The sequence below is a fragment of the Lysobacter sp. TAF61 genome, assembly GCF_052113485.1.
Lineage (GTDB): Bacteria > Pseudomonadota > Gammaproteobacteria > Xanthomonadales > Xanthomonadaceae > Lysobacter_J.
Genome location: NZ_JBFRDH010000001.1, coordinates 390,481 through 412,353 on the forward strand (window position 1 = coordinate 390,481; position 21,873 = coordinate 412,353).

The window sequence follows — 21,873 nt, forward strand, 5'->3', positions numbered from 1 at the left end:
ACCCATCAGACAACGCATTGCCGGCGTGGCGCCGGCAACGTCACCTGTCAGCCGCGCGCGGTGCAGCCGTGGAAGAGGTCGAGCCTGGGGTCGTACTCGGGCGTGCTGACCTGCATCAGGCCCAGCACCGAGTGGAACAGGTTGTCCTGGCTCACCGGCGCGGTGCTTTCGCGCTTGAGGCAGCCCTGGTCGATGCCACGCGAGGCAGCCATGCCCGGCGACAGCCACATCACCATCGGCACCCGGGTTTGCGTATCGGGCGCGATCGCATACGGAACGCCATGCAGGTACAGGCCGTTCTCGCCCAGCGATTCACCGTGGTCGGACAGGTAGATCATCGCCGTGTCGCGCCCGGTCTGCTCGGCCAGCATGCGGATCGTCCGCGCCAGGAAGTCGTCCGTGTGCAGGATCGCGTTGTCGTAGGCGTTGACGATCTCATCGCGGCTGCACTTGCCCAGCTCCCCGGTTTCGCAGGTCGGCGTGAACCGCCGCATCGATGCCGGGTAGCGCTTGTAGTAGCTCGGACCGTGGTTGCCCAGCTGGTGCAGCACCACGACCATGTCGCCGGGCTTGCTGGCAACGGCCTCGCTCAGGCCCTTGAGCATCACCTCGTCCATGCAGCCTTCCGCATTGCAGCTCTGCGGGTCGCTGGCATGCTCGTACGACTCGAACGCCAGGCCTTCGCACACGCCCTTGCAGCCGGTCTGGTTGTCGCGCCACAGCGTGCCGATGCCGGCGTGCTCGAGCACGTGCAGCAGCGTCTGGGAATGGTTGATCTTGTCCTTGTCGTAATGCGCGCGCCCGTACGGCGAGAACATGCACGGCACCGAAACCTCGGTCGCCGAACCGCACGAGGTCATGTTGCTGAAGTTGACCGGCGCGATGTGGCGCAACTGCGGCGTGGTGTCACGGGCATAGCCGTTGAGACCCCAGTTCTGCGCGCGCACGGTTTCGCCCACCACCAGCACGAGCAGCCGCGGCCTGGCATCGGCAGGACGACCGACGACCTTGGCGGTGGTGCCCACCGGCGTGCGCGGGCGATTGCGCCCGGCCTGGTCGTCGCGCATCACCCTCACCAGCGAGACGATGTAGTTGCCGGGCGTGATCAGGTGGCGCACCTCGCGGTGGTTGCGCATCAGCGCCGACAGGTCCTGGAACGAGGCCAGCGCCGCGCCCGAGGCAACCACGCCGGCCAGCACGATGCAGCCCAGGCGCACCAGCACCGCGCGGCCGAGCGGACGCCGCCGCAGGCGCACGCGCCACAGCAGCAGCGACGGCAGCACGCCCAGCACCATCAGGCTGGGCACCATGCCCAGCGTCATCAGCTCGCCCGACTCCTTGCCATCGGTGTGCAGGATGTTGCGCAGCATGTCGGCGTCCAGGTACACCGTGTACTGGCTCATGAAATGCGATGCCGCCGCGGTCACCAGTAGCAGCACCATCAGCACCGGTTTCGCGGTCCAGCGGTTCAGCAGCACGCACAGCAGCAGCATGTTCAGTGCGCCGATCATCACCACCAGGCTGGCGCCGGTGCCGACGCCACGCAGTCCATGCAGCGCACCCAGGGCGATCACTTCGCGGAAGAACGCGGTGTTGCAGAACAGGGTGAAGAAAACCGCTGCCGACAGCGCCAGCATCTCCACCGAGATTTCGGGTCTCCAGGCAGCGAACTGCCGCGACAGTCGTGCAATGGAGGCCAGCAACTGCGGGCTGCGACCGGCAACGGTATTCATCGAGTAACCCTCGGCAAGGCGGCCACGGGCGCGGCAGCCTCCATGGAACGGCGCTGGAACCACAGATGCAGGCCCAGGGCGGATGCCCAGCAGATCGCGATGGTCCACAGGTCATGCGAGAAGAAGTGCGCGCCGCGCAGTTGCTGCGAGATGCCGAACACCAGTCCGACGCCCAGGCCAATGGCCAGGCCCAACCAGCGCAGGTTCGGGCGCACCGCACCAAGGAAGAAGTAGAGGGCCAGCCAGGCATAGCCGCCGCTGGCATGGCCGGCCGGGAAGCAGGCACCGCGGGCCAGGCCCAGCGGCCGCATGCCCAGCAGGCCCACGTATTCGCGGGCACCGCCGTAACGCACCAGATCCCAGGGGCAGTCCATGTTCGACCAGGACTTCACCCACGCCACCATCGCGGTCGACACTGTCACCGAGACCAGCAGATAGGCCAGCGGCCGGCGCAGGTGGGCCCATTGAGGGCGCGCGCGCGCCACCAGCCATGCCAATAGCGCGGCCAGCCATGCGGCGGTGCTCAGGGTGCGTCCGAACTGGTGCACAACCCGTTCGGTCAGGAAGGCGTGGCGAAGGCTCCAGCCGTTGCCTTCCCAGGCGTAGAGGCGATCGGCCATCCACTGGTCGCCGCCCAGCGCCATCGACCACACGACCAAGGCCACGAACGCGACCAGGGGGATCCAGGCGTGGGCTACGAAAAAGGTCGTACCTAGGGTCCGGCTGTGCACCGGAGCGGGCCAACGAGGCGGCAGCCACGTGGCAGTGCCGCCGGCGGCACTGGATTTCATCGAAGGGGAATTGTTCATCAGGCCAGGTAGTGGTCGATTGTCGGGAAATACCCCGATATCGGATCCGGAAATGATCTAGACCTGGTTGTCGGAAAGCGGTCGGAGGGACTGCAACTCACACTGTTTTCGCAGGCATCCGTTCAGCGTCGGACGCAGCGAAAATGGCGACAGCGAAGGGCGGCACTTTTGGCCGGCGCCTCCTCCACGCGCGCCGCGGCACATTTGCCGGAGCATTCCGACATAATTCAGACCGGGGCCAAGAGAAACTGATCGGCTGGGCGCGTTGCGCGCCTGCTGCCTTTGTGGAACCAATTGGGACGATTGCCTATGCGCGTGCTGGTGGTGGAAGACAATCGAAATCTGGTCGCCAACCTCTTCGACTATTTCGAGGCGCGCGGCTACACCCTGGACGCGGCCCCAGACGGTCCCACCGGGCTGCACCTGGCGATCACCCAGGACTTCGACGCGATCGTCCTGGACTGGATGCTGCCGCGCATGGACGGCCGTGAAGTGCTCAGCCGCCTGCGCGATGCCGGCCGCAACATGCCGGTGCTGATGCTCACCGCGCGCGACGAGCTGCCCGACAAGATCGCCGGCTTCCGCGCAGGCGCCGACGACTACCTCACCAAGCCCTTCGACCTGCCAGAACTTGAAGTGCGCCTGGAGGCGCTCGTGGCGCGCGCCAGCGGGCGCGGCCGCAGCCGTGTGCTGCAGGTCGGCGACCTGCGCCTGGACCTCACCACCCTCGATGTCACCCGCAACGGCCAGGCGCTGCACCTGTACCCGGCCTGCCGCAAGCTGCTGGAAGTGCTGATGCAGGCCAGCCCTGCCGCAGTCACGCGCGATCGTCTCGAGCATGCGCTGTGGGGCGACGACCCGCCCGACGGCGACATGCTGCGCTCGCATATCTACGAATTGCGCCGCAGTGTCGACGGCCCGTTCGACGTCAAGCTGATCCAGACGCTTCCGCGCGTGGGCTACCGCATCGCCCTCAAAGGCGCGACGCCTTCAGACGCGGAAGATGACGGCGCGGATTGCGCCCCATGAGCACGCCACGTTCCGGACTGCGCCGGCGGATACTGCTGGGACTGCTCGGCTACGTGGTCGTGCTGACCGTCGCCATCATCCTGCACGGCTTCCTGGTCAACGAGCACGCAGAGCAGTTGGTCTGGCAGGGACTGCTCGACGCCGAGCTCGACCACATCCGCGAGCTCAGCCGCAGGGACCCGGACTACCGCTGGGTCGACACGTCCAACATCGCCCTGTTCGACGGCCGAAACCCCGCCGACATCCCGCCGACGCTGCGCGGCCTGGAGCCCGGGGTGCACGACGACGTCATGATCAACGGCATCGAACGCGTCGTGCTGATACGCGAAGTGGAGGGGCGGCCCATTGCCCTTGCACTGGACATCACCGACCTGGAGCAGCGCGAGTTCGACATGTCGCTGACCGTGGTCGGTTCGGCGATCACCATGATCCTGCTGCTGGGCATCGCCATCGCCTGGAGCGTCAATCGGCTGGTGCGACCGCTGAGCAACCTCGCCCAGGACATCGCCCGCCTGCAACCGGACCAGCCCGGGCAGCGGATCGACGTGCCCGCGAGCGCCAGTGGCGAACTGGTCGTGATCGCCGATGCGCTCAACGATTACCTGCAGCGCAACGACCGCTTCGTCGAGCGTGAGCGCACCTTCATCGACAGCGCCAGCCACGAGCTGCGCACGCCGATCGCAGTGATCGCCGGCGCCAGCGAGATCGCACTGCAGCAGGCCGACGTTCCCGCCGGCACGCGCGGCCAGCTCAACCGCATCCAGCGAACCGCCCGCGATGTCGAGCAGTTGATCTCGCTGCTGCTGGTACTGGCCAAGGATCCTGCGCGCCTGGCCCGTGTCAGCGACCGCGTCGCCCTGGACCAGCTGCTGCCCGAGATCGTCGAGGACCATCGCCATCTGACCCGCGACAAGGACCTGGCCTTGACGGTCTCGTCGATGTTGCCCTGCGAGATCCTCGCCCCGCTCCCGATTGTCCAGGCCGCAATCGGCAACCTGCTGCGCAATGCAATCGAACACAGCGATCGCGGCGAGATCTCCGTGCGCCTGGAGGCGCCGGCGACGGTCATCATCGACGATCCGGGCCATGGCATGACGCCGGAAGAAATCAGCGCGATCTACGCCAAGGTCGCCCGCGGTGGCGGCGAACGCCACGGTGGCGGCATCGGCCTGGACCTGATCTCGCGCCTGTGCGAGCACCTGGGCTGGAAGCTCGACATTGCGTCCGATGAAGGGCACGGCACGACCACGACGCTGCGGTTCGTGGCCTGACGTCTATTGCGACAAGTGCAGGTTCGAGGTCGATCCCGGCGTTCACCGGGATGACGCGGTGGCGGGGATGGACGCAAAGAAAAAGCGGGCCGAAGCCCGCTTTTTCAGATTCCAGCGATGCAGATGCGCGGCTTACTCAGCCGGCACGCCCTCGCCTTCCTCAACGGCCTTGATCGACAGGCGGATGCGGCCCTGCTTGTCGACTTCCAGCACCTTGACCTTCACCACGTCGCCTTCCTTGAGCTTGTCGGAGACCTTCTCGACGCGCTCGCTGGAGATCTGCGAGACGTGGACGAGGCCGTCCTTGCCCGGGAGGATCGTCACGAATGCACCGAAGTCCATGATCTTGGCGACCTTGCCTTCGTAGATGCGGCCCGGCTCGACGTCGGACGTGATCTGCTCGATGCGTGCCTTCGCAGCCTGGGCGGCGGCGGCATTGACCGAGGCAATCACAATCGTGCCGTCGTCCTGAATGTCGATCTGGGTGCCGGTCTCCTTGGTGATGGCCTGGATGGTCGAGCCGCCCTTGCCGATCACTTCGCGGATCTTGTCCGGGTGGATCTTCATCGTCAGCAGGCGCGGGGCGAACTCGCTCAGCTCACCGCGCGGCGTGGTGATGGCGTTGGCCATCTCGCCGAGGATGTGCAGGCGGCCGGCCTTGGCCTGGGCCAGTGCGGCCTTCATGATTTCTTCGGTGATGCCCTGGATCTTGATGTCCATCTGCAGCGCCGAGATACCTTCCGAGGTACCGGCCACCTTGAAGTCCATGTCGCCCAGGTGGTCTTCGTCACCGAGGATGTCGCTCAGGACGACGAAGTTGTCGCCTTCCTTCACCAGGCCCATCGCGATGCCGGCGACCGGTGCCTTGATCGGCACGCCCGCGTCCATCAGCGCCAGCGAGGAACCGCAGACCGACGCCATCGACGAGGAGCCATTCGACTCGGTGATCTCCGAGACGATGCGGATGGTGTACGGGAACTCTTCCATCGACGGCATGACAGCCAGCACGCCGCGCTTGGCGAGGCGGCCGTGGCCGATTTCGCGACGCTTCGGGCCCATCATGCGGCCGGCTTCACCCACCGAGAACGGGGGGAAGTTGTAATGGAACAGGAAGTGTTCCTTGTACTCGCCCGAGACGGCGTCGATGATCTGGCCGTCACGCGTGGTGCCCAGGGTGGCAATGACGATCGCCTGGGTCTCACCGCGGGTGAACAGCGAGGAGCCGTGGGTACGCGGCAGCACGCTCACCTTGGAGGCGATCGGGCGGACGGTGTCGAGCGCGCGACCGTCGATGCGGACCTTGGTGCTGAGCACCGAGTTGCGCATGGTCTGGTACTCGAGCTCGCCGAATTCCTTCGACAGCTCGCCCGTGCTCCAGCCGTCGGCTTCGGCGCGGCCGGCCAGCGACTGCAGCACGTCCTTCTTGATCGCGCCGATGGCGTCGCGGCGCTGCAGCTTGTCGCGGACCTGGAAGGCCTGCTCGAGCTGGGTGCCAACGGCTTCCTTGAGCGCGCCGATAAGGGCGTCGTTCTTGGCCGGAGCCTTCCAGTCCCACGACTTGGTGCCGGCTTCGACGACCAGTTCGTTGATGATGTTGATGACTTTCTGCATCTCGCGATGACCGAACATCACCGCGCCCAGCATCACGTCTTCCGACAGCACCTTGGCTTCGGACTCGACCATCAGCACCGCGTTCGAGGTGCCGGCGACGACGAGCTCCAGCTCGGAGTCGGCCAGCTCGGACACGGTCGGGTTCAGCAGGTACTGGCCGTTCTTGTAGCCGACCTTGGCAGCGCCGATCGGGCCGTCGAACGGCGCGCCGGTGAGGGCCATCGCAGCCGAAGCGCCGATCAGCGCCGGGATGTCGCCGTCGATTTCCGGGTTCATCGACATCACGGTGGCGATGATCTGGACTTCGTTGCGGAAGTCTTCCGGGAACAGCGGACGGATCGGGCGGTCGATGAGGCGGGAGATCAGCGTCTCCTTCTCGGTCGCGCGGCCCTCACGCTTGAAGAAGCCACCCGGGATGCGGCCACCAGCGTAGAACTTCTCCTGGTAGTCCACGGTCAGCGGGAAGAAGTCCTGGCCTTCGCGCGCGCTCTTGGCAGCCACGGCGGTGACCAGCAGTACGGTGTCATCCATCTTCACGAGGACGGCGCCGCCGGCCTGGCGGGCGATCTCGCCGGTTTCCAGCGTTACCTGATGGTTGCCGTACTGAAAGGTCTTGGTGATTTTTGCCACGTTGGGTTCCTATCGTTTCGATGCGGTCCGGACGAGGCCCCTGCCCCGCTCCGGTCGGCCGACGAGCGGCCTGGGATTCTTGGTCTTGCGGATGTTGCGGCGGCTGTTGAAGCCTGGCCTCAAAAAACTTCGAAGCCCAAAAACAAACCGCGGCGCATTGCTGCGCCGCGGTGGGTAGTGCTTAGCGACGCAGGCCGAGCTTCTCGATCAGTGCCTTGTAGCGCTCGTTGTCCTTGCGCTTGAGGTAGTCGAGCAGGCTGCGGCGGCGGTTGACCATCTGGAGCAGACCGCGGCGGCTGTGGTGGTCCTGCTTGTGGACCTTGAAGTGGCCGGTGAGCTGCTCGATGCGTGCGGTCAGCAGGGCGACCTGGACTTCCGGCGAACCGGTGTCGTTGGCGCCGCGCTTGTTGTCTTCAATAACCTTGCTGGTGTCGATGGACATCGTTGTATTGCCTCGTAGATGCGTGGCCTGCAGAAGCGAATCGGTCGCGGACAATCCGCGCCAAAGCACCGCTTGGCCCGCCGTTTTCTGGAATGGTGCTGAAGGGAATGCTGAAGTGCTTGAAAAGCGGCGAAATTGTATCAGCCCGCCCCGGCGATTGCGACCTGAATTGTGACAAGCGACAAGCCTTCAGCCATTCAGGCGGAAGGCGCCACCGGCTGTTCAGGCTCGCGCGTCGCCGCCGCGGCCCAGCGGAACAGGCGCTGCGGCGCGAGCTTGCCGCCTTCGCGCTGGGCCAGGCCCAGGCAGCGCCCGGACAATGAGTAGACCGCGACCAGGCCGTCCTCGCCCACCTCGCAGTCGATGGTCTGGCCGTGGCCGAACCGCAGCGCCGCCTCGGCATCGATCGCGGCCCGCGGGAAAGAGCTCAGGCCGGCCTCGATCGGCAGCAGGCAGGCGTCGAGCACGGGCTCGCCCTGGGCGGCCAGCTCGCGCAGCGATTCAAGCGTGAACATCCGCGGCTGGCTGAACGGATCGACCCAGAGCCGGCGCAGGATGGCGACATGGGCGCCGCAGCCCAGCGCCTCGCCGAGGTCGCGCACCAGGCTGCGCACGTAGGTGCCGGAGCCGCATTCGACATGCAGGCGCAGGCGCACGCCATCAGGTCCCTGCTCGCGGCCGAGCAGGTCGAAGCGGTGCACCACGACGTCGCGCTCGGGCGCCTCGATGGTTTCGCCGCGGCGTGCCTTGGCGTACAGCGGCTCGCCGCCCTGCTTGAGCGCGGAATAGATCGGTGCGCGCTGGCGGATGTGCCCGCGCAGCGGGGCCAGTGCCGCTTCGATGGCGTCGTCGTCGATGTCAGGTACCGGGCGCTGCAGCAGCGGCGCGCCATCGGCATCGTCGCTGTCGGTGGTGACGCCGAGCACGGCGATGGTTTCGTAGGCCTTGCTGGAACCCAGCAGCAGACCGGCGATCTTGGTCGCCTCGCCGAAGCAGATCGGCAACAGGCCGGTTGCGAGCGGATCGAGGCTACCGGTATGGCCGCCCTTGTCGGCGCGGAACAGGTGGCGGACCTGCTGCAGCGCCTGGTTCGAGCTCAGGCCCTGCGGCTTGTCCAGCAGGACGATGCCGTCGAGCGCACGGAACACGGTACGGGGCTTTCTGCTCATCGGGTCCGGGGATCGTGCGGGTCGCGGTCGCGCAAGTACGCGTAAGTTCCCGCGGATGCGGGACGGCTGCAACTGGGGGGGGCTCATCCCCTTCTCCCGCTACCGGGAGAAGGTGCCCAGAGGGCGGATGAGGGGAGCATTCGCGCTTGCCCTCACCCCAACCCCTCTCCCGCTGGCGGCAGAGGGGGGCTCAAGGCTCTCAGCTCTCGCTGTCGTCATCCGCCGGCGCGGGGCCGGCCTCATCACGAAGCAGGTTGTCGATGCGCTCCCCACGGTCGACCGAATCGTCGTAGTGGAAGTGCAGCTCCGGCACGTGCCGCATCTTCACCGCGCGGCCCAGCTGGAAACGCAATTGCGGGGCGAGTTCCTTGAGCGCCTTGACGGCCTCGTGCGAACGCTCCTGCTGCAACGCGGTGACGAAGACCTTGGCGTGGGCCAGGTCACGGGTGATCTCGACATCGGACACGCTGACCGACGGCAGGCCGTGCTCGCGCACGGCCTGGTGCACGATCGTACCCAGCTCCCTGCGGAGCTGGGCGGAAACACGATCGGTGCGATGGAACGACTTGGTCGGCATGTCAGTTACAGCGTGCGCTGGACTTCGATGCGCTCGAAGCACTCGATCTGGTCGCCCGGCTTGACGTCGTTGTACGCCTTCACGCCGATGCCGCACTCGGTGCCGTTGCGCACCTCGTCGACGTTCTCCTTGAAGCGGCGCAGCGATTCCAGCTCACCCTCGAAGACCACGGCGTTGTCGCGCAGCACGCGGATCGGCTTGTGGCGCTTGACCACGCCCTCGACCACCATGCAGCCGGCAACCGCGCCGAACTTCGAGCTGCGGAACACGTCGCGGACCTCTGCGGTGCCGATGATCTCTTCGCGGATCTCGACGCCGAGGATGCCCGAGGCCACCTGCTTCACCTGGTCGATCACGTCATAGATGATCGAGAAGTAACGCAGGTCGACGCCGTAGGACTCGATCACCTTGCGGGCCGAAGCATCGGCACGCACGTTGAAGCCGATCACGGTGGCCTTGGCGGTGGCCGCGGCATTGGCGTCGGACTCGGTGATGCCGCCCACGCCGGAGCTGATCACGTTGATGCGGATCTGGTCGTTGGACAGCGCGATCAGCGACTGACGCAGTGCCTCGACCGAACCCTGCACGTCGGCCTTGATGACCAGGTTGAGGCTCAGCTGGCCCTCGCCCTTGCCCATCTGCGCCATGATGTCTTCCATGCGGTTGCCCGCGGCGGCGACCAGGCGCGACTCGCGACGCTTGGCGTCACGCTGCTGGGCCACGTCCTTGGCCAGGCGCTCGTCCTCGACCACGACGAAGTCGTCGCCGGCATCGGGCACGCCCGACAGGCCGAGCACCTGCACCGGGATCGACGGACCGGCCGACGGAACCTGCGAACCGGTTTCGTCGAACAGCGCACGCACGCGGCCGTACTGCACGCCGCAGACGAGGTAGTCGCCCTTCTTCAGTTCGCCCTGCTGGACCAGCACCGTCGCGACCGGGCCGCGGCCCTTGTCGAGCGAGGATTCGATCACCACGCCGGTGGCGCGGCCGCTGGCTACTGCACGCAGCTCGAGCACTTCTGCCTGGATCGAGATGGCATCGAGCAGGTTGTCGACGCCCAGGCCGGTCTTCGCCGACAGCTCGACCATCTGGGTTTCGCCGCCGAAGTCTTCGGCAACGACGCCTTCGCTGAGCAGTTCGTTCTTGACGCGCAGCGGATCGGCGTCGGACTTGTCGATCTTGTTGATCGCCACGATCAGCGGGACGCCGGCAGCCTTGGCGTGCTGCACGGCTTCCTTGGTCTGCGGCATGACGCCGTCGTCGGCAGCCACGACCAGCACCACGATGTCGGTCAGCTTGGCGCCGCGCGCGCGCATCGAGGTGAAGGCGGCGTGGCCCGGGGTGTCGAGGAAGCTGATGACGCCCTTGTCGGTCTCGACGTGGTACGCGCCGATGTGCTGGGTGATGCCACCGGCTTCGCCGGAAGCGACCTTGGTGCGGCGGATGTAATCGAGCAGCGAGGTCTTGCCATGGTCGACGTGACCCATGATGGTGACCACCGGCGGACGCGCGACGCGGTCGCCCTGCGTCTCTTCGACGTGGGCCAGCAGTGCGTCCTCGGCGGAACCGGCATCGGCCTTGACCACGTTGTGGCCGAGTTCCTCGGTCACCAGCGCGGCGGTGTCGTGGTCGATCGACATGTTGATCGTCGCCATGACGCCCATCTTGAACAGCGCCTTGACCACGTCGCCGCCCTTGAGCGCCATCTTCTGCGCGAGGTCGGCCACGGTGATGGTCTCGCCGATGGCGACGTCGCGAACGATCGGCGCGGTCGGGCGGGTGAAGCCGCTACCGGAACGGCTCTGCTCGGTCTGGCGACGCTGCGGCTTGGACTTGCCACGTGCATTGGTGGTGCGGCGCGCGCGGTCGGAAGCACTGAGGTGCATCTGGCCGGCGAAACGGTTGGTGCGGTCGTCGTCCTCGACACCGGCGACCATCGCGTGCGAGCCGCGGGTCTTGTGCGCCGGGGCGCCACGGGCGGGCTCGGCGGCGCGCGGTGCGGCAGGCTTGGCCGGCGGATGGCCGTGACCATGCGTGCTCGGCGGCTTGCGCACGGCAGCCGGTGCATCCTCGTCGGCGACGAGGACGCTGGCGTCAGCGAGCTTCGCCTTCTGCTCTTCCTCGGCCTTCAGGCGCGCGGCTTCCTCCGCTTCGCGACGGGTCGCGGCGATGGCGTCGGCACGGCGCTTGTCGTCGGCGGCCAGCTTTTCCTGCTCGGCAAGATTGCGCTGCTTGGATTCCTCCAGCTTGCGCAGGATCTCGGCGCGCTCGTCGCCTGGCGACTGGCCGTCGACTGGCTTGACCAGCGTGACCTTCTTGCGCACGACCACGTCGACCGTGGTCTTGTTCTTGCCACCGCCAACAGTGATTTCCTGCTTGCGGCTGCGGTTGAGGGTGATCTTCTTCGCCGCGTCGTCGCTGGCTTCGACCTTTTCGGTCTTGCCATGGGCGCGCTTGAGGAAGCCGAGCAGCTTGACTTTCTCGATACTGGTCACGACCTGGTCGGGGCCGCTGAAAGTCATGCCGGCCTCGGCCAGCTGCTCCAGCAACTTCTCGACCGGCGTGTTCACCAGTTCGGCCAGCTTGCGGATGGTGGTTTGCTGCGACATTCGGATTCCGTGTCCTCGTGGCGCGGGACGAGTCCCGCGCGTGTGGGCGACATTCTAGACCTGCGGCACCAGGCCGTGGCATTTAGCCAAATCTGCAGGCAGAACTACGCGGTATTCATTCAAACCAGTGCTTGCGCGCTTCCATGATCAGGGCGGCAGCACGGGCTTCGTCGATACCTTCGATATCGGTCAGCTCGTCAGTCGCCATGTCGGCCAGGTCATCACGGGTCACCACGCCGCGCGCGGCAAGCGCGTAGGCGGTGGCCTCGTCCATTCCTTCCAGCTCCAGCAGATCGGCAGCCGGCTGGTGCTCGTCGAGCTCTTCCTCGGCGGCCAGTGCTTCGTTGAGCAGCGCGTCGCGGGCACGCGAGCGCAGCTCCTCGACGATGTCCTCGTCGAAGCCCTCGACGGCGAGCAGCTCGCCGACCGGGACGTAGGCGATTTCCTCGACCGTGCTGAAGCCTTCCGAGACCAGGATGCCGGCGATCTCTTCGTCGACCTCGAGCTTTTCCTGGAACAGCGACTTGGCGGCGGTCTGCTCGGCCTCGGACTTGGCGGTCACCTGGTCCTGGGTCATCACGTTGAGCTGCCAGCCCGACAGGCGGCTGGCCAGGCGCACGTTCTGCCCGCCCTTGCCGATCGCCTGGGCCAGACGGTCCTCGGCCACGGCCAGGTCCATCGAATGCTTCTCTTCATCGACGATGATCGACTGCACTTCGGCAGGCGCCATCGCGTTGATGACGAACTGGGCCGGGTTGTCGGACCACAGCACGATGTCGACGCGCTCGCCGTTGAGCTCGTTGCTCACGGCCTGCACGCGCGAACCGCGCATGCCGATGCAGGCGCCGATCGGATCTGTGCGGTTGTCGTGGGCAAGCACGGCGATCTTGGCGCGGTCGCCCGGATCGCGTGCGCAGGCGCGGATCGAGACCAGGCCCTGGCCGACTTCCGGCACTTCGAGCTTGAACAGCTCGATCATGAACTCCGGGGCGGCGCGGCTGATGAACAGCTGCGGGCCACGCGGCTCGCTGCGCACGTCGAACAGGTAACCGCGGACGCGGTCGCCGGTACGCAGGACGTCGCGCGGGATGCCCTTGTCCTTCGGAATGATCGCTTCGGCATTGCCGCCGAGGTCGACGTAGATGTTGCCGCGCTCCACGCGCTTGACCACGCCGGTGACCAGCTCGCCGACACGATCCTTCCAGCCGTCGACGACCTGCTGGCGCTCGGCCTCGCGCACGCGCTGGACAATGACCTGCTTGGCGGCCTGGGCGGCGATGCGGCCGAACTCCGGGTTCTCGATCTGCTCTTCGATGTAGTCGCCAACCTCGACGCCCTCGACTTCGTCGATCGCATCCATCAGGCGGATCTGGCGGTCCGGCGATTCCATGACGACGTCGTCGGCGACGACTTCCATGCGGCGGTAGGTTTCGTAGGCGCCGTCCTTCTGGTCGATCGACACGCGCACGAGCACGTCTTCATCGTGATAGCGCTTCTTCGCGGCCGAAGCCAACGCGGCCTCGATGGCCTCGAAGATGACTTCGCGCGGCACGCCTTTCTCGTTGGCGACTGCATCCACGACCAGCAACAGTTCCTTGCTCATCTCGTTACTCCGCACGTTGGCGCTGACGCGCCGCCGGCAATTGGGTGGTGACCTAGGTTGATTTACTTCTTGCGCTTCACAGGACGGCGCTTTGCGGGCGCGTCCTGTGCAGGCTTGTCTTTTCCGGGCTTGACCGGAGCGAATCCCAAGGCGGCCCAATCCGGGACCAGACGCGCCTTGTCGATGTTGCCGACCGCAACCGCGAATTCGTTCGCGTCGGCCGACTCGATGTGAAACACCACGGTATCGCCTTCGACGCGGGCAATCTTCCCGGTCAGGCGGCGACGCCCGTCCTGCGGCAGCTTCAGGCCGACCTTCGCGGTCTCGCCGATGAAGCGCTGGTAATGCTCGAGCGTGAACAGCGGCCGATCGATGCCCGGCGACGATACTTCCAGCGTGTACATCCCGCTGATCGGATCCTCGACGTCGAGCTGCGCGGACACCTCGCGACTCACCGCCTCGCAATCCTCGATCGTGACCGAGCGCGGCTGACCGTCCGCGTCCGTCTCCTGACCCGCAGGCACGTCGATGTACAGACGCAGCACCGCGCTGCCGGGAGCCGGCAGGTATTCGGCACCGAGCAGCTCGACCCCCAGCGACTGGACGGTCGGGGTGAGCAGCCTGGCGATTTCGACAGCTTTATCAGACACGCGTACGACTCCCGCGATAAGCGATCCAGGGACCGGCCAAAACGACTGCCAGCCGATCCAGGGACTGAATTACATGCAACGTTGATCCGGTCTTGCGACAAGCACGTGCGGCCAAGAACTCAGAGCAGCGAACCACGAGCCACGAACCGAGCCACGAACAACGAAAAAGGGCCCTTGCGGGCCCCTTGTCCGTACAGCTGGATGTCGGCGTGGTCGCGCTGGGCGCGGCCACAAAGCCCGGCCTTTGGCCTTGGGACCGCCCGATTCCGGGTGGTCCGAGGGCACGGGGCCCTGGCCGAAGCTGGTAGCGGGGGTTGGGCCAGCATCCCGAAGGACCGGTCACCAAACCGCTAGGCCGCACATGATACCGGGTTGCCCCGGGATGGTGCAAACCCTGTCGCCGGGCCTCCTGAACGAGCAGCACCGGTATCGGTGCGCCCCTCGCCTCGCCCGCCACTGCCGCTACTCATAACTCAGGGTGAAGGTGATCGAGGCGCTCGCCGATCCGCCTCCGACGGTCGCAGCCGTCTGGTAGTAGCGGGCCCTCAGCGGGATCGCGTTGTTGCCGGCCCCGCTGAAACCACTGAATGACTGGTACGAGGACAGCGGCAGCGGGCCGCTGCCGCTGCCGTTGAGCAGCTGCAGGCCGACGCCGGTGGCGGTGGACTGCGCATCGAGCGCAACCACCGATTGCGCCGCATTGACCACCGCGGTCAGTGGATCCACCCGGTAGCGGATCCGGTTGATGCCGCCAGGACACACCAGATTCACCGTAAAGGACACCTGGCGGGTGGTGCTGCCAATCCCTGACAGGTCCGAGCGCCGGTAGCTGCCCATCGCGACGGCGACGTCCGCGGTCGAGCACGAGGGCGTGGTCACCGTGATCGGGTTGCCCAGCCGCAACGACCAGACGTCCCGCGACCCGTAGCGGCGCCGACCCAGTTCGCCGGCAGGGACGACGGTGCCGGCGGTGACCGCCCCGGTCTTGACGAGCTCCAGGATCTGCAGGCGGCCGCCCGACGAGGAAACGACTCCGGCCAGAAAATTCGAACCGAACGACTGCTCGAATTCCCCCCTACCGAAGATCGACCATTGCCAGGACAACCCGGTGGTGCCGATGGGCATCAGCACCCGCCCCACCGCCGGTGTCGGCCCTGCAAAATTGACCAGGCCGTAGAGGTCGCCCGTGCAGACCATCGAAAAGGCGGCTGGACCGTTGAATTCGTAGTGGCCGATCACCGTGCCGTTGGGCGTGTCGCGTGGGACCGCCACCGAAGCCGGGGTCGAAAAATTCACCACACCGAACCCGCCGAGCGTGAAGTTGCAGACTGCAAGGCAATCGCGAGGCAGCAGCGCCAGCGACATCATCGCGGCCAGCAGCGCCGATCGGGCCAGTGTACGTTCGCTTGCCAAGGCAGGCGCCAGCGCCTCCTGAAGTTGCTTTGCCAACGTCACCCCTGCGCTGATCGCATTTCGCGCCCGCAGCCATGAGAGCAACCGGGGTCAGCGGCAACCATCAGAAACGTCTCAATCGCCGGGCAGCGAAGACGCCTTCGCCAAAGCACAAAAACAAAAAAGCCGGCGGCTCATCACTGAGGCACCGGCTTGATCGTTGTTTCCCGGAATGCTCGTCAATCTTCCCGGAAGAATGTGGCAGTGGAGGCAGACTCCATGCTGACGGAACCGGCATGCATTCCCTTCGGCCGAGTTATGGACGAGCCGCGCTAGGACGGCTCGTCGATGTCCTCGACCTGGGCCCGGATCCATCCGGCCAGTGCCACCTCGTCAATGACGCTCGCAGAGACCGCCTTCACAACTTCGACGGCCTCGTGCGGGTCGAACGTGAAGGCAAAGCCGTTGTCGGCCAGGAACACTCGGAGCGCGATCCATGCTGTGCGCTTGTTGCCGTCCTCGAAGCCGTGGTTCTTGGCCAGTCCGAAGCAGTAGCACGCCGCGAGGTCGGCGGCATCGGGGGTCGCGTAGTTCAGCAGCTGGGCGGGGCGGGCGAGCGCGGACTCGATAGCGCCCAGATCCCTCACCCCATCCGGTCCGCCGTGCTCGGCGAGTTGATAGTCATGGACAGCCAGGATCACATCGAGTGCGAGCCAGCGCCATTCCCTCACTTAGCCAGCTCGCGCAGGATGTCCTTGTCCTTGCGTTCGGCGGCGAATAGCCACCCCTAGTGCGCGCACGCGACTTAGCCACCACGCCTGAAAGAACGTCCACGACCATTCGCGAACCTCGGCAAGTCACCAGCGCTCATCGACCTGCCAAACAAAAAAGGCCGGAACTCCGCATGGAGTACCGACCTCATTGTTCTCCCAGGATGCTCGTCTATTCCTGAGAAAATATTGGTAGCGGGGGCAGGATTTGAACCTGCGACCTTCGGGTTATGAGCCCGACGAGCTGCCAGACTGCTCCACCCCGCACCAGAACGACAATCTTAACGTCTCAGATGATTCTTCGCAAGCCCAATTCAGGAGTTTCTGTTCAGGACCTGCAAGTACACGCCGCAATCAGCCCGCGAACGCGCGCTGGCACCACTCCATGATCGGGCTCCACGCCAAGCCCAGCGCAAGCAACGCCAGTGCGTTGACGCCGAACACGATGCGCAACGGACGGTCGCTGCTGGGCTCCATCGGCTCGCCTTCCGGCTCGTCGAAGTACATCACCTTGATCACGCGCAGGTAGTAGAACGCGCCGATCACCGCGAACACCACGCCGACGAGGGTCAACCACAGCATGTCGCCCTGCAGCGCGGCGCGCAGCACGGCGAGCTTGGCCCAGAAACCAAGGAACGGCGGCACGCCGGCCAGCGAGGCCATCACGCACAGCACCAGTCCGGCCATCCACGGGCTGCGGGCGTTGAGGCCCTTGTAGTCGTCGATGCGGTCGGCTTCGAAACCCTGGCGCGACAGCACCACGATCGCGCCGAAGGCTGCCGCCGACATGATCGCGTAGCTGATCGCATAGAACAGCGCGGCGGAGAAACCTTCGCGACCGCCGCCGGCCAGGCCGACGAACAGGAAGCCCACGTGCGAGACCGTCGAGTACGCCAGCAGCCGCTTGAGGTTGCTCTGCACCATCGCGCTGAGGTTGCCGATCGCCAGCGACAGCACCGCGATACCGGCCAGCAGCAGGCGCCACTGGTCTTCGAACGGTGCCGCACCGACTTCAAGCAGCCGGTAGGTCATGCCGAACGCGGCCAGCTTGGGGGCCGAGCCAATGAACAGCGTGATCGGCGTCGGCGCACCGTGGTAGACGTCCGGCAGCCACATGTGGAACGGTGCCGCGCCGAACTTGAAGGCGATGCCGGCGACGACGAACACCACGCCGGTGATCAGCATCAGCGAGGAACCGTCGGCGATCTTCGCCTGCGCAACCGTCGCGATCTGGTCGAGCTGCAGCGAGCCGGTGGCGCCGTAGATCAGCGACAGGCCGTACAGCAGCAGGCCCGAAGCGAGCGCGCCGAGAACGAAGTACTTGATCGCCGCTTCCGAGGCCAGCGGGCTGTCGCGGTCGATCGCGACCAGCGCGTAGGAGCACAGCGCCAGCATTTCCAGGCCGAGGTAGACCATCACCAGGCTGCCCGACGACACCAGGAACATCATGCCGGCGGTGGCGAACAGCATCAGCACCGACACTTCGCCCTTGTACAGGCCGCGTTCGCGCAGGTACGGCCAGGTGTAGATCATGGCCAGGATGCCGACGATGCCGATGGTGATCTTCATCACGTCGGCCGCCGTGTCGCGCACGAACATGCCGCTGAGGAAGGTGCCATGGTCGCCTACGCCGAACGAGATCAGCGCGGTGGCGACCGCCAGCACGGCGATGGCGAAGACATGGCTGATGACGCGGCGGCGCTCGTCGAGGAACAGGTCGAGCATCAGCAGCGCGAACGCGCCGAGGATCACCACCAGCTCCGGGAGCAGCGGCATCAGGTCGGCGGCGGTGCGTACAGGCATGATCATGCGCTACAACCTCAAAGCTTCGACGAGGCGATCTGCATCGCCAGATTCGCAATAGCGGGTTCCATCAGGTCCGTCAGCGGCTTCGGCCACAGGCCCAGCGCCAGCACGCCGGCAGCGAACACACCGAGCACGAAGGCCTCACGCGCATTGATGTCCTCCAGCTCGGCGACATGGGCGTTGCCCACCTCGCCCCAGATGGTGCGTTTGACCAGCCACAACGTGTATGCCGCACCAATGATGAGCGTGGTCGCGGCGACGAAACCGATCAGCGGGTGCTGCTGGAACGAAGCCAGGATGACCATGAACTCGCCAACGAAGCCCGACGTGCCCGGCAGGCCGGAGTTGGCCATCGCGAACAGCACGATGAACGCCGCGAACCACGGCATCACGTTGGCGACGCCGCCGTAGTCCTTGATCATTCGGGTGTGCATGCGGTCGTAGAGCACGCCGACGCAACTGAACATCGCGCCGGAGACGAAGCCGTGGCTGATCATCTGCACCATGGCGCCCTGCAGGCCCAGGCGTGCGCCATCGGTGTTGCCGGCCTCGCGGACCAGGGCGAAGGCGATGAAGATGCCCAGGGTGACAAAGCCCATGTGCGAGACCGACGAATAGGCGATCAGCTTCTTCATGTCGTCCTGCGCCAGCGCGACCAGGCCGACATAGACCACCGCGATCAGGCTCAGCGCGATCACCAGCCACGCCCACTCGGCGCCGGCATCGGGCACGATCGGCAGGACGAAACGGATGAAACCGTAGCCACCGATCTTCAGCATGATCGCGGCCAGGATCACCGAACCGGCGGTCGGCGCCTCGACGTGCGCATCGGGCAACCAGGTGTGGACCGGGAACATCGGCACCTTGACCGCGAAGGCGATCAGGAACCCGAAGAACAACCACATCTGCTCGGTCGCGTTGAGCGACAGCGAGTACATGTCCGACAGCTGCCAGCTACCGCCCTTGAGGTACAGGTAGATCAGGCCGACCAGCATGAACAGCGAGCCGAGGAAGGTGTACAGGAAGAACTTGATCGACGCGTACACGCGGCGCGGGCCGCCCCAGACGCCGATGATGATGAACATCGGGATCAGCATGCCTTCGAAGAAGACATAGAACAGCATCGCGTCCAGCGCCGAGAACACGCCGATCATCAGGCCTTCCAGGATCAGGAAGGCGGCGTAGTACTGGCTGACGCGCTTGTCGATGGAGGTCCAGGCGCCGACCATCGCCAGCAGCGTGGTCAGCGTGGTCAGGCCGATCAGCGCCGCCGAGATGCCGTCCACGCCGAGGTGGTAACGGATGTCGTAGGCGGCGATCCAGGTCTTGCTCTCGACGAACTGCATGGCCGGGGTGGTCATGTCGAACGCGGTGAACAAGGGGATGTTCACGGCCATGGTGACCAGCGCCACGGCGGTGGCGAACCAGCGCGCCGCATTGGCGCGCTCGTTGCCGAACGCCAGGGTGGCGAAGCCGCCGAGGATCGGCAGCCAGATCAACAGGCTGAGCAGGAAGGAAGTGCTCTGCAAGGGCTCGGAGCTCACGTCGGGTCCTTGTCGGATTAGCGCCAGTAACGAATCAGAACGGCCAGGAGTGCAATCAGGCCGATGATCATCGCGAAGGCATAGTGGTAGAGGTAACCGGACTGCAGCCGGCGGGTCAGGCGTGCAACCAGGTCGACGACGCGTGCGCTGCCGTTCACGGCGGCGCCGTCAATGACATAGGTATCGATCGCCCGCGATGCCTTGCCCAGGCCAAGGCCGCCACCGGCGAAACCGTCGATCCACAGCTTGTCGAAGCCGTATTTCTCTTCGAGCACGCGCACCGGCCAGGCGAATGCCTTGCGTGCCTTGGCAGGCAGTTCCGGCTTCCACCAGTACATGACCGTGGCGAGCACGAAGCCGGAGAAGGCCAGCCAGAAGGCGGGCGCCATGAAGCCGTGCAGCGCGAACGCCACCGGACCGTGGAACTCTTCGGCCAGCTTGCCGATGACGTCATGCGCTGCGGGCACGTCGATCGCGCCGAGGAAGAACGGCAGCTGCTTGTGGTGGCCCGTCACGTCGGTGCCGAACAGCATCGGGCCGACGCTGAAGAAACCGATCAGGACCGACGGGATCGCCAGCAGGATCAGCGGCAGCGTCACCACCCACGGCGACTCGTGCGGGGTGTGGGCGTGGTCGTCGTGGCCGTGGCCGTGGTCGTCGTGCTTGGCATGGCCGTCGTGGCCGTGCTGCTCGGCGAGCGCGTCCTCGTGCTCGGACGAATCCGCTTCCGGGGCGACGTAATGGTCGGGCACCGGATCGTGGAAACGCTCCTTGCCGTGGAAGGTCAGGTACAGCAGGCGGAAGCTGTAGAACGCCGTCACGAAGGCGCCCAGCAGCACCGCCCAGTACGCGTACGTGGCGATCCAGTTGTTCGCCTCGTGGGCGTGATGCGCAGCCGCCTCGATGATCGTGTCCTTCGAGTAGAAGCCGCTGAAGAACGGCGTGCCGACCAGCGCCAGCGTGCCGATCAGCATCGTCCAGTAGGTGATCGGCATGTACTTCTTCAGGCCACCCATGCGACGCATGTCCTGCTCGTGGTGCATGCCGATGATCACCGAGCCGGCACCGAGGAACAGCAGGGCCTTGAAGAAGGCGTGGGTCATCAGGTGGTAGACGCCGGCGCTGTAGGCCGACACGCCCAGGGCGACGGTCATGTAGCCCAGCTGCGACAGGGTCGAGTACGCGACCACGCGCTTGATGTCGTTCTGGACGATGCCGATCAGGCCGGTCCAGAAGGCGGTCGTCGCACCGATGAACAGCACGAAGTTGAGCGCGGTGTGCGACAGCTCGAACAGCGGCGACATGCGCGCGACCATGAAGATGCCGGCGGTGACCATCGTCGCGGCATGGATCAGCGCGGAGATCGGGGTCGGGCCTTCCATCGAATCAGGCAGCCACACGTGCAGCGGCACCTGCGCCGACTTGCCCATCGCACCGATGAACAGGCAGATGCAGATCACCGTCATCAGCGACCAGCCCGCCATCGGCGACAGCCAGCTGCCTGCCTGTGCGAGGGCCGGCCAGGCGTGCTGCATCTGCGCCGTCGCCAGTGCCGGCTCGCCGGCCTTGGCGAACACGGTCGCGTAGTCGAGCGTGCCGAAGGCGTACAGGATGCCGGCGATGCCGAGCAGGAAGCCGAAGTCGCCGACGCGGTTGACCAGGAACGCCTTGAGGTTGGCGAACACCGCGGTCGGGCGCTTGAACCAGAAGCCGATCAGCAGGTACGAAACCAGGCCCACCGCTTCCCAGCCGAAGAACAGCTGCAGGAAGTTGTTGCTCATCACGAGCATCAACATCGAGAAGGTGAACAGCGAGATGTAGCTGAAGAAGCGCTGGTAGCCGTCGTCCTCGGCCATGTAGCCGATGGTGTAGATGTGCACCAGCAGCGAGACGAAGGTGACCACCACCATCATCATCGCCGTCAGCTTGTCGACCATGAAGCCGATGTGCGCGTCGAAGCCGCCGACCTGGAACCAGGTGTAGACGTTTTCATTGAACGGTGCGGCGCCCTGCCCGGCCAGCTGCCACAGCACCTGCATCGACAGCAGGCAGCTGATGGCCACGCCAAGGATGGTGACCCAGTGCGCGCCGGCGCGACCGACCTGGCGGCGGAACAGACCGGCGATGATTGCGCCCAGCAGCGGCGCCAGCACGATCGCCAGCAGGACCGTCTTGGAGATTGCATGCTCCACGAGTGCGTGACCCACGATAACGTTGTCCACCGC

16 protein-coding genes and 1 tRNA gene are annotated in these 21,873 nt (G+C 65.8%); 2 read left to right on the forward strand and 15 right to left on the reverse strand.

Annotated features, from left to right (window positions below; translation table 11 throughout):
• Nucleotides 1–47: 47 nt before the first annotated feature.
• Nucleotides 48–1,733: a phosphoethanolamine transferase gene (locus AB4Y64_RS01760; RefSeq protein ID WP_441814738.1), complete on the reverse strand. Its 1,686-nt coding sequence runs from the start codon at nt 1,731–1,733 to the stop codon at nt 48–50.
• Nucleotides 1,730–2,524, reverse strand: a complete 795-nt coding sequence (locus tag AB4Y64_RS01765; RefSeq protein ID WP_441814739.1) for a phosphatase PAP2 family protein — start codon at nt 2,522–2,524, stop codon at nt 1,730–1,732. Before AB4Y64_RS01765 ends, AB4Y64_RS01760 begins: the two co-directional genes overlap by 4 nt.
• Nucleotides 2,525–2,851: 327 nt before the next feature.
• On the opposite strand from AB4Y64_RS01765, the gene AB4Y64_RS01770 reads away from it, so the two are divergent.
• Nucleotides 2,852–3,571: a response regulator transcription factor gene (locus AB4Y64_RS01770; RefSeq protein ID WP_441814740.1), complete on the forward strand. Its 720-nt coding sequence runs from the start codon at nt 2,852–2,854 to the stop codon at nt 3,569–3,571.
• Complete coding sequence (locus tag AB4Y64_RS01775) at nt 3,568–4,842, forward strand: sensor histidine kinase (RefSeq protein WP_441814741.1); 1,275 nt, start codon at nt 3,568–3,570, stop codon at nt 4,840–4,842. The genes AB4Y64_RS01770 and AB4Y64_RS01775 overlap by 4 nt, the downstream gene beginning before the upstream one ends.
• 132 nt (nt 4,843–4,974) lie before the next feature.
• Here AB4Y64_RS01775 and pnp read toward each other — a convergent pair whose 3' ends face one another.
• The 13 genes from pnp to nuoL all read right to left on the reverse strand — a co-directional run bounded on the left by pnp (nt 4,975) and on the right by nuoL (nt 21,840).
• Nucleotides 4,975–7,083 carry a polyribonucleotide nucleotidyltransferase gene (gene pnp / locus AB4Y64_RS01780; protein ID WP_441814742.1) on the reverse strand — a complete coding sequence of 703 codons (2,109 nt, stop codon included), beginning with the start codon at nt 7,081–7,083 and terminating at the stop codon, nt 4,975–4,977.
• 181 nt (nt 7,084–7,264) lie between these two features.
• Nucleotides 7,265–7,525, reverse strand: coding sequence for a 30S ribosomal protein S15 (gene rpsO, locus AB4Y64_RS01785; protein ID WP_115858221.1), 261 nt, complete (start codon nt 7,523–7,525; stop codon nt 7,265–7,267).
• A 197-nt stretch (nt 7,526–7,722) separates the two neighbouring features.
• Nucleotides 7,723–8,694 (reverse strand): tRNA pseudouridine(55) synthase TruB, encoded by a 972-nt coding sequence (truB, locus tag AB4Y64_RS01790; protein WP_441814743.1) that lies wholly within the window; start codon nt 8,692–8,694, stop codon nt 7,723–7,725.
• A gap of 199 nt (nt 8,695–8,893) precedes the next feature.
• Nucleotides 8,894–9,271: a 30S ribosome-binding factor RbfA gene (gene rbfA, locus AB4Y64_RS01795; protein WP_441814744.1), complete on the reverse strand. Its 378-nt coding sequence runs from the start codon at nt 9,269–9,271 to the stop codon at nt 8,894–8,896.
• A 5-nt stretch (nt 9,272–9,276) separates the two neighbouring features.
• Nucleotides 9,277–11,883: a translation initiation factor IF-2 gene (gene infB, locus AB4Y64_RS01800; protein ID WP_441814745.1), complete on the reverse strand. Its 2,607-nt coding sequence runs from the start codon at nt 11,881–11,883 to the stop codon at nt 9,277–9,279.
• 115 nt (nt 11,884–11,998) lie between these two features.
• The gene (nusA, locus tag AB4Y64_RS01805) at nt 11,999–13,486 is read right to left on the reverse strand and encodes a transcription termination factor NusA (protein ID WP_441814746.1); all 1,488 of its coding nucleotides are present in this window, start codon (nt 13,484–13,486) and stop codon (nt 11,999–12,001) included.
• A gap of 62 nt (nt 13,487–13,548) precedes the next feature.
• Nucleotides 13,549–14,136, reverse strand: a complete 588-nt coding sequence (gene rimP, locus AB4Y64_RS01810) for a ribosome maturation factor RimP (protein WP_441814747.1) — start codon at nt 14,134–14,136, stop codon at nt 13,549–13,551.
• Between the two features lie 462 nt (nt 14,137–14,598).
• The gene (locus AB4Y64_RS01815; RefSeq protein ID WP_441814748.1) at nt 14,599–15,633 is read right to left on the reverse strand and encodes a fimbrial protein; all 1,035 of its coding nucleotides are present in this window, start codon (nt 15,631–15,633) and stop codon (nt 14,599–14,601) included.
• A 227-nt stretch (nt 15,634–15,860) separates the two neighbouring features.
• Complete coding sequence (locus AB4Y64_RS01820; protein ID WP_441814749.1) at nt 15,861–16,259, reverse strand: type II toxin-antitoxin system death-on-curing family toxin; 399 nt, start codon at nt 16,257–16,259, stop codon at nt 15,861–15,863.
• Between the two features lie 229 nt (nt 16,260–16,488).
• Nucleotides 16,489–16,565 (reverse strand) — tRNA-Met (locus AB4Y64_RS01825).
• Between the two features lie 87 nt (nt 16,566–16,652).
• Entirely contained in the window at nt 16,653–18,107 is a 1,455-nt protein-coding gene (gene nuoN / locus AB4Y64_RS01830) for an NADH-quinone oxidoreductase subunit NuoN (protein WP_441814750.1), read from the reverse strand.
• 11 nt (nt 18,108–18,118) lie between these two features.
• Nucleotides 18,119–19,615 carry an NADH-quinone oxidoreductase subunit M gene (locus AB4Y64_RS01835; protein ID WP_441815207.1) on the reverse strand — a complete coding sequence of 499 codons (1,497 nt, stop codon included), beginning with the start codon at nt 19,613–19,615 and terminating at the stop codon, nt 18,119–18,121.
• A gap of 50 nt (nt 19,616–19,665) precedes the next feature.
• A complete protein-coding gene (nuoL, locus tag AB4Y64_RS01840) occupies nt 19,666–21,840 on the reverse strand; it encodes an NADH-quinone oxidoreductase subunit L (protein WP_441815208.1) in 2,175 nt (724 codons plus the stop codon).
• Nucleotides 21,841–21,873 lie beyond the last annotated feature (33 nt).